Source organism: Leptospira soteropolitanensis (assembly GCF_026151655.1).
GTDB lineage: Bacteria > Spirochaetota > Leptospiria > Leptospirales > Leptospiraceae > Leptospira_A > Leptospira_A soteropolitanensis.
Genome location: NZ_JAMQPN010000061.1, coordinates 1 through 1189, shown reverse-complemented (window position 1 = coordinate 1189; position 1189 = coordinate 1). Strand labels below are relative to the sequence as shown.

The window sequence follows — 1189 nt, the reverse complement described above, 5'->3', positions numbered from 1 at the left end:
ACTTAACGACGTTCCTCGACCCTGAGTCCCGAACGGGACGTTAGGGACTGGCACGTAGCTTGCGTATGCAAGCGAGTGACAGGAGAGGAATGTGGCGAAGCCCGAGCGAGGGCTTGTCCCGAAGCGTAGCGTTAAGTCGCTGTTATACGCAGGTTTATTCGTTTAATAAGCTTTCATAATCTTTACAAGCTTTTGGATATAAAGTTGAAAACTCATATTCATTGTCGGGATTGAAACTATTATTCAAGTTAATGACTCTATAACTGTAATAGAATTGTTCAGGTGTTGTTGTAACGCAAATTTGTTTTAACGAGCACTGCGAATATTCAGGACCGCAATCTCCAGCATAGATTTCTTTTTTACGTCCTTCACCTTTATATCCACATCTTGTATTGTAAAATATAATTATTTTGTTTTCCGTTTTTCTCCAGATTCCGCGTGTATGGCTATTTAGGGGTTTTTCAAGATTTCCAGTTTCGCAACAACTTCCATCGATGGTGCTTCTATAAAAAGAAGGTTCAATGGCTACATTGTTTTTACATAGTAATAATTCGCTTTTTCCTGTATCATCAATATGGTAGGATCCGTGATATTTTTTAATGTCAACTATTTGCAGATAATTCTTTTTAAAAGGTGTCCATTCATCAGTATTTTTCAAAAAGTCTAAATCTTTGTCATTTCCTATATGTTCAAGGTTTCTATAACCGTTTAATAAGGCTTTAATTAGAAATTCAAAACCGTTTTCTTTGTTTTTCAAAAGGCTATATGAACATGCAATATTATAGTATGCTAGATGTTTATTATTCAACCTTCTTAAGATGGCAAGATTATAAGATTTAATTGCATTATTATATGAATTTAGATTCATATAATAATTTCCTAGCAAATAATAGAAGTTAGGATCAGGATAAACATCTAAACCATCTTGAATTTTTTGTAAATAAACTTCTGGGTTTTTTCTAATTTTCAATTTAGCTAATTCCTTTAGAATATTTTCAACATTCTTTTCTGTTTGATCTTTATTTTTTAAATTCGGGTGAGAATTTACGAATTCTTCTGAAAGATAGTTTTTTTCCGCAATGATTGGATTTGTTAAACCTATGAAAAAAAATCCAAATTGGATTGATATTTTTATTAACTTATTTTGATTCATTTTTCTTCCTTTTGAGAGACTTTTATAAACTTGCGT

1 protein-coding gene is annotated in these 1189 nt (G+C 32.1%); it reads right to left on the bottom strand.

Going from position 1 to position 1189, the window contains the following annotated elements; translation table 11 throughout:
• Window positions 1-154: 154 nt before the first annotated feature.
• A partial coding sequence (locus ND811_RS19285; protein ID WP_409035819.1) for a tetratricopeptide repeat protein occupies window positions 155-1189 on the bottom strand: 1035 nt, incomplete at its 5' end.